Source organism: Sorangium sp. So ce145, from assembly GCF_051525985.1.
Taxonomy (GTDB): domain Bacteria; phylum Myxococcota_A; class Polyangia; order Polyangiales; family Polyangiaceae; genus Sorangium; species Sorangium cellulosum_B.
Genome location: NZ_CP150315.1, coordinates 9,814,156 through 9,821,857 on the forward strand (window position 1 = coordinate 9,814,156; position 7,702 = coordinate 9,821,857).

General features: G+C 72.0%; 5 protein-coding genes. 2 read left to right on the plus strand and 3 right to left on the minus strand.

Translation table 11 applies throughout. The annotated features are described in order from the left end of the window. Nucleotides 1-149: 149 nt before the first annotated feature. Nucleotides 150-695, plus strand: coding sequence for a hypothetical protein (locus WMF34_RS36375; RefSeq protein ID WP_231864435.1), 546 nt, complete (start codon nt 150-152; stop codon nt 693-695). A 29-nt stretch (nt 696-724) separates the two neighbouring features. On the opposite strand, the gene WMF34_RS36380 is transcribed toward WMF34_RS36375, so the two are convergent. Next, nucleotides 725-2,506, minus strand: coding sequence for a hypothetical protein (locus tag WMF34_RS36380; RefSeq protein WP_437990711.1), 1,782 nt, complete (start codon nt 2,504-2,506; stop codon nt 725-727). 402 nt (nt 2,507-2,908) lie between these two features. On the opposite strand from WMF34_RS36380, the gene WMF34_RS36385 reads away from it, so the two are divergent. Next, nucleotides 2,909-5,236: an AAA family ATPase gene (locus WMF34_RS36385; RefSeq protein ID WP_437990712.1), complete on the plus strand. Its 2,328-nt coding sequence runs from the start codon at nt 2,909-2,911 to the stop codon at nt 5,234-5,236. A gap of 49 nt (nt 5,237-5,285) precedes the next feature. Here the strand turns inward: WMF34_RS36385 and WMF34_RS36390 are convergent, their stop codons facing one another. Then, nucleotides 5,286-6,407, minus strand: a complete 1,122-nt coding sequence (locus WMF34_RS36390; RefSeq protein WP_437990713.1) for a DUF4419 domain-containing protein — start codon at nt 6,405-6,407, stop codon at nt 5,286-5,288. A 624-nt stretch (nt 6,408-7,031) separates the two neighbouring features. Further along, the gene (locus WMF34_RS36395) at nt 7,032-7,343 is read right to left on the minus strand and encodes a hypothetical protein (protein ID WP_044966675.1); all 312 of its coding nucleotides are present in this window, start codon (nt 7,341-7,343) and stop codon (nt 7,032-7,034) included. Nucleotides 7,344-7,702 lie beyond the last annotated feature (359 nt).

A 7,702-nucleotide genomic window follows, 5' to 3' on the forward strand; every position in this document is an offset into this window, starting at 1 on the left:
AGAGCACGAGCAGGCGGTATGCCTCTTGCGGCCCAGTCATAGGAGCGCGTGGACATGCGCGCCAGCCGAGCCGCAGGAGATCCGGCGCAGAAAACTTGGCCCGGTATCCCGATTCCTGAGCAAACCCGCGCAGCGTGGATTTCCGCGACATGCCGCCCGAGCTCCTCCTGGCCGTGGCCGGCGCGGCGCTCTCCTTCGGGCTGGTCCAGACGCTCCGGCTCGCGTGGAGGCGCGCATGGCAGCGGCGCCGGCTCTCGCGGTGCCGGGCGCAGGGCGCCGCGGGAGAGGCCCGCGCCGAGGCGCTCCTCCGCGAGCTCGGCTACACCATCGTCGGCCGGCAGGTCGCGGTCTCGTACGGAGTCCAGATCGACGGCGAGCCGGTCAGCGTCGGGCTCCGCGCCGACTACCTCGTGGCGCACGGTCCCAGGCGGTATGTCGCCGAGGTGAAGACGGGCCGGCTCGCGCCGCGCATCGACACGCCCGCGACGCGGCGGCAGCTGCTCGAGTACCGCGTCGCGTTCGACGTCGACGGCGTGCTCCTCGTCGACGCGGAGTCCCGGCGGGTGCGGTCGGTGGTGTTCCCGCTGCCCGCCGGCGCCGCGGCCGCGTCACCGTACGGCGCGCGCCTCGCGTGGGTCCTGGCGGCCGTCGTGGGGGGCCTCGTCGCGGCGATGGCCGCGCGCTCCGCGGGGTGACGCGGGCGCGCGGCGGGCCAGAGCGCGGCCTACGCGCGGCTCGCGGCGCGGCGCGCGCGGCGCCTGCGGCCGGCGAGCAGCAGGAGACCGAGCCCGAGCAGGCCGACCCTGGCCGGCGAGGCCTCCGAGGTCGCGCCCGCGCGGCAAGCGCAGGACGTGTCGGGCTTGTTGCCGCCCGTGCCGCCGCCGCTCGCGCCGCCGGAGCCGGAGCCAGAGCCGGAGCCGGAGCCGGTGGTCAGATCCACCGGATCGTCGAGCCCCACGTCGGGTCCGATCGGCCCTCCGCTCGCGGCGGAGGCGGCGCCGCCGTGGACCACCGGCTCGCCGCAGGCCCCGTTGACGCACGGCGCGTTGCCGGGGCAGACGGCGCCCGCGCACGCATCGACGCAGCTCCCGGCGACGCAGACCTGCCCGTCAGCGCACGTCTTGCCGTCGCAGCCGGTGTCGACGCAACGGCCGTCCTCCCCGCACACCTTGCCGGTCGGGCAGGTGCGGCAGCCGCAGTTGGACTGGCAGATGCCGCGCTCGCAGACCGCGCCGTCCTCGCACTCGATGTGGGCGCAGAGATCCACGCACCGCCCGAGCTGGCACTCCTGGTTCGCGGGGCAGACGACGCCGTCGCACCCGCCCACGCAGTTGCCGCCGACGCAGATCTGGCCGCCGGTGCACTCCTTGTCGACGCACGCCGGCTCCACGCAGAAGCCGTCGTCGTTGCAGACGAGGCCGAGGTCGCAGACCACCTCGCCGCGCCCGCAGTACGGCACGCACGCCCCGCGGTTGCACACGAAGCCCTCGTTGCAGAGCCCCTCGCCGTTGTCGACCTTGCCGTCGCAGTCGTTGTCGATGTTGTCGCAGGTCTCTTTCTGCTCGCCGGGCTCGAGCACGGGCAGGCACTGGACCTCGCCCTCGGTCGCGCAGCCCGTCCTGCCCACGGCGCACGCGCCCTGCAGGCCCGTATCGCAGACCTCGCCGCCGCCTTTGCAGGTCACGCCCGTGATGTAGTAGACGAAGTCGTTGAAATCGCCGTCGTTCTCGTACCCGCCCTGGTTCCCCTTCCAGCTCGTCGCGGTCACGGGCAGGTCCTCGAAGGCGACATAGAACGCGTCGGGCTCGGCGGTCGACGTGTAGATCAGCGTGGTCACCCACGGCTCGTTCGGCGTGCAGCTCGTGCAGACGGTGTTCAGCTCGCGCTGCGAGAACTTCGTCTGGGTGCAGTAGGTGCCCGCCTTGCCGATCAGCGCGAAGCCGACCAGACCGCCCTGGTACCGCCGATCGTTCCGGATGTCCGCCGCCGAGAACTGCCGCGGCGTCCAGCCGTGCTGCCCCGTCTGGGTGGTCTCCATCGTGGCCAGCGGGCAGAAATCGTCGTCGTCGCAGTCGAACGCCGTCGAGGTGTCCGCGGGGATCAGCTCGTAGATCTGGTTGTCCGGCGGGCGCACGCCGCTCGCGGTCGCGTTGTACCAGCCGAACGCGACCTTGCACCCGCCCCCACGCAGCACCAGCTCTCCCGAGAACCCGCAGAGCGGCGAGAAGACACCTGGCTCCGTGCTCGCGTCGGCCACCGGATCGATGTCTTCGTCCCGGTGCATGAAGAGCCCTTCAAGCGTGACAGCGTCGTCCTCGAAGCCCCGGCTCCTCACGAGGCCAAGCTCGTTGTCCTTGACCGGCGTGGGCAGGCGCGTGCCGTCCAGCTGCTCCACAGCAGCGCTCGCGGGCACGGCCCCCGCGAGCGGGGCAAGCGACAGGAACAAGGAAAAGGCGGCTCGATCCGCGCGGCGGCGAGGCGTCATGAAATAAGGCGTTTGCGGCATGAACACCACTCTACACCTCCCGAGGAGACCAGGGTGGATGAGATTACACATCTCCACACCGCGAGAATTATGCAGCACGGTTGTTCCTGCGTCGCGGCGCGCGGCCGCTTTGACGCACGCCGTCACCACGACGCATGGAGTAGATCTGACGTTGAGTCGACCGCCAGCGTATTCCGGCGCCGCTCCGCCTCGCGCCGGGACAGGCCTCCTCGGGGCGCTGCGCGGACGACTGCGGCGGAATCGGCACAATGGCGCAATGAAAGAGGGGAGCAATGAAACGACGGCGCGCGCAACGAAACAACCAACCGCGCGGCCGATCAACGCAGCGGCGCTCCCGGCGCGGGGTGTTGCCCGGGTGTGGTAGGCTCGCGCGGTCAGGCTGCGCGTTTCCACCGCCACCGTATGACCAAGAAATCGCTCCGCGTCTATTTCATCGCCCACCACGACGGCCGCTTCACCGGCATCCTCCTGCGCACGTGGGCATTCCTCTTCGATCGGCCGGCGCCGTCCGCCTATGGCGCCTCCGAGGACGAGGTGCTGCGCGCGATCGAGGTCGAGCTCCACGCGAGGCTCGCCACGGACGAGGACGATCTCGATCGCTACCTGTGGGACGAGTCGTTCGAGGTCCGCTCGCTGGACGTCGACGTCCACCCGCAGACCACGGTCAAGCGGACCGCCGTCGTGGGCCGGCGCCAGATCCCGCTGCGGCTCACGTACCTCGCGAGCAAGCTCGCCGAGGGCGGCGTCCGCGTGATGCTCCCCCGCTTCGGCTGGTCCGTGGTCCTCGAGGATCTCTCGATCGCGCCCGACGTGCTCCGCCAGCTCGTCACGAGCGCGCTGCTCGGCGAGTCCCCGCGGTCGCTCTTCGATTTTCGCCGGGAGGGAGACGAGTACGTGCGCCCGTGGTCGCCGCGCCGGATGGAGCGCGCCGGCCGGAGCGCTCGGCGCCCGGAGGACGAGCGCCCCACGCTGCACGCCGTCTCCGAGGATCTCGTCGAGAAGGCCGCGCGCCAGCGGCTGCCGCTCGCGGTGGGTGAGTCCGAGGAGCTGGAGCGGGCGCTGCCGCTGTTCGACGCGGCGCGCGCCACGTCGATGCCGTCCATCCTGCTGGTGGGCGGCCCGGGCGTCGGCAAGACGACCTGGGTCCACCGGCTGGCGCGGCGGTTCGCGGCGTGGCGAAGGGACAAGGCGCGCGCGAGCTCGCCGGGCCTGTTCAGCACGTCGGCCGATCGGCTGCTCGCCGGGATGAAGTACCTCGGTATGTGGCAGGCGAGGTGCCTGAGGCTCGTGAGCGAGCTGTCGCACGAGGGGGATCTGCTCCACGTCGGCGCGCTCCTGCCGCTGCTGCGGCCGCAGCCGGACGGCGCGTCGATCGGCGACGTGTTCCTGCCGGCGCTCCGGACGGGCGAGGTGAGCCTCATCGCGGAGTGCACCGAGCCGGAGCTCGAGGCGTGCCAGCGCCGCGCGGCCTCGCTCGTGGCGTGCTTCCAGATCGTCCGGCTGCGCGAGCCGGATGCGGCCGCGGTGCCTGCGCTGCTCGCGGAGTACGAGGCGCGGAAGGAGACGCGCGTCCGGCTGCACCCGGCGGGCAAGAAGCGGCTGGTGCAGCACCTCGCGATGTTCCGGCGCGACGTGCTCTTCCCCGGCAAGGCGTTCCGCTTCTTCGACTGGCTCGCGCAGGAGGCCGGTACGCGGGCCGGCGCGGAGGCAGAGGCGGCCGGCGCGGCGCCGGCGCGCGTGCTGTACCCGCGGGACGTGTCCGAGGCCTACGCGCGCCACTCGGGGCTGCCGATCGAGCTCATCGCCGACGAGATCCCCGCGAGCGCCGAGACGATCGCGCGCGGGCTGAAGCGGCGCGTGATCGGGCAGGACGAGGCGTGCGACACGGCGGCGCGGGTGCTGGCGCGCTTCAAGGCCGGGATGAACGACCCCGAGCGCCCGTGCGGCACGCTGCTGTTCGTCGGCCCGACCGGCGTGGGCAAGACGGAGCTCGCGAAGGAGCTCACGCGGTCGATGTTCGGCGACGAGGGGCGGATGATCCGGCTCGACATGAGCGAGTACAGGCTCCCGGGCTCGTCGGCGCGCCTGCTCGCGGCGGGGCCGGACGCGACGACGCTGGCGCAGCGCGTGCGGCAGGAGCCGCTGTCGCTCGTGCTCCTCGACGAGATCGAGAAGGCGCACCGCGAGGTGTTCGACCTCTTGCTCGGGATCCTCGGCGAGGGGCGGCTGACGGACGAGGACGGGCGCCACGTGGATTTCCGGATGGTGCTCATCGTGATGACGTCGAACCTCGGCGTCGCCGACCGGGCGCCGGTCGGCTTCGGCGGCGACGACGAGCGCGTCCTGCCCCCGGGCGCGCGGCGCGGGGCGCCGGCGGGCGTGCGCGAGCACTTCCGGCCGGAGTTCGTGAACCGCATCGACCACGTCGTGCAGTTCCGGGGCCTCGGGCGGGACAGCGTGCTCAGGATCGTCGATCTCGAGCTCGCCAAGGCCGAGGCGCGCACAGGGCTCGTGCGGCGCAACCTGAGGCTCCGCGTGCTGCCCGAGGCGCGATCCTTCCTGGCCGAGGCGGGGTTCGATCCGAGGCGCGGGGCGCGGCCGCTGAAGCGGGTGATCGAGGAGCGGGTGATCACGCCGATCGCGGCGCGCATGGCGGAGGATCCGGGGTGCAGGGATCGGGAGGTCGTGGTGGCGGGCGGGGGCGCGGGGCTCGAGGTGCGGTTCGGGTAGCCGGCCGAGAGGGGGCGGGCGCAGCCCTCGCCGAGCGGCCTTGCGCCCCTCAGCCCGCGCCGGCGGGCTGTTCGACCCCGGGGCCGGGCTCACCGTGCACGACGGCCCACACGAACTCCGGAATGAGCGCGAGCGAGTGCTGGTCCTGCGTGACGCCGATGAGGCCGCTGACGAACTCCAGGGGGTGCTCCCGGCGCTGCGCGTCGATGAACCGCAAGGGCACGCTGGTCAGCCCCGGCGGGAGCTGCGCGAACCCGGGTCCCTCCGGATCCGCCAGCGCGGAGAGCGGGTTGCGCCGGGCCTCCGCGGCCTTCCAGCGATCGAGCCAGCCGTCGAGGTACGCATTCCAGACGAAGTGGTCGGCCGGCCAGGCGCGCAGGTACGGAAAGAGCACGTGGATCCACCCGGTGAGCTCGTCCGCGGCGTTCTCGTACCGGAAGAAGGCGCGCCAGAACGCTGGATCCTGGCGCCCCTCCGCCGCGGCGACGATCTGGTCGACCACCGGCAGGAGCACGTCAGTCCAGCGCTCCGCCCCGAAGGGGACGAACGCCGCCGCGCGGTGGCGCACCCAGCGCCAGTCGTCCGCCGTGCCGAGCAGGTAGATGCGCGGGATCCCACGATCCGGAAAGCTCATGTCCGCGGGGAAGGGCGGCTGCCACTCGAAGTGCGGCACGAACGGCGTCATCACCGTGAGCTCCGACGCCACGCGCTCCACCGGTCCCGTGGTGGAGAAACTGGCTGTCACGAGCTCCCGCAGCTTGCCGATCCGCGCGGTGATCAGGGTGGAGAAATCCGAGAACGCGACGGGCCACGGGTTCACCTCGCCCAGCGTGAAATCCGGCCGATCGATCCTCAGCTCGAAGTCGCTGTCGTCGAGGAGCACCTGACGCCGCTGCGCCTCGTTCGCGGCGACGTGGAGCGTGAACCCCCGGGCAAGGCAGAACCAGACCACGTCGGGTGACAGCACGAGGGGATAACGCTGGGTATAGGCCATGTAGGCCGCCTGGACGAGCGGGTGCACGTCCGTGCGTCCGACGAGGGGCAGGCGATGGCGGTAGGCGGCCTCGACGGGCGAGACGAGCAGGCTCTGCACCGTCGCTTCCTCGTCGAACGCGGGCAGGGGCGCCGTCGAAGGCGCGACCTCGGCAACGTCGATCGTCGTGACGCTCATGGCTCCTCGTCCTCCTGGCCCTGCGCGACGGCTTCATGGGCCAGCGCTGCCGTAGATAGAACCTCGTACACAAGCGCGCCGCGCGAGACAACTCGCGCCGGCGGCGGCCGCGCAGCGAGCGGGCTCAACCCTGGAATCGCCTCGGCAGCACCTCGACCTCGTCGGGCGCGCCGACGCACGGCCGCGCGCCAGACGCGTGAGCGGAGAGGCAGCAAGCGCTCACCCACAACGTAATATTCCAGTAAAGCTGACACGTCCGTGGGTGCAATCGGAGCGCCAGGTTACCTGCTCGGCGGACCGACCGCAATCGCGATGCTTGTCGCCGCGCCGCCCTGGATGCATGCGCGGATTCGGTCCCGGCGGAGCGCCACAATGGCGCGAAGGCGCGGGGATCTCCGGTCCACAAGGCGGATCCGGAGAGATTCGCGGTTGGCCGAGCGGGGCGACATGGCACGGCATATCCCGCGTGAAGGCGAGGATCGAGGCGCTTGGCAGCGCATGAATTTCGCGTCATTCATGGCGCATGGCCTCCTCGCGCACCTCCTCGCGTAGCCGTTCGCCTTCGCCGTCGAAAGCCACAGGTGTCCGCGGGGGGCTGCGCGCCCAGATGAAGAGCTCGGGCAATTACGCGCATTCCGTGACCGACGCCGGCGGCACGTCCAGCAGCACGGCCGCGCCCAGCGCCGTGAACCAGGCCGCGGCTCCCAGCCCGACCCCGAAGCCAGACCCCTTCTCCGGCTGGGATCCCGTCACGCGGAAGAGCACCAGCAAACCGAGCTCGCCCGGCCCGACGACCACGACGACGGCCGCGCCGCACAGTCCATCAGGGAGCCAGTTCGGGAGCACGACGACCGGCAACAACAGCCCCAATGTCGGCCGAGCACCCACCAGCGCGCCAAGCTCCCCGACCGCGACGCCGAGGCCGCCGCTCTCCAACGCCGGGAACCTGCAGGATCCGGTCAGGCCTCGCTCCGCCGATGGCGGCTTCCCCAAGGGCTCCTCACAGCCTCAGACCACCGAGCCCATCGTCAGGCCTCGCTCCGCCGATGGCGGCCTCCCCAAGGCCCCCACACAGCCTCAGACCACCGAGCCCACCGTCAGGCCTCGCTCCGCCGATGGCGGCCTCCCCAAGGCCCCCACACAGCCTCAGACCACCGAGCCCATCGTCAGGCCTCGCTCCGCCGATGGCGGCCTCCCCAAGGCCCCCACACAGCCTCAGACCACCGAGCCCATCGTCAGGCCTCGCTCCGCCGACGGCGGCCTCCCCAAGGCCCCCACACAGCCTCAGACCACCG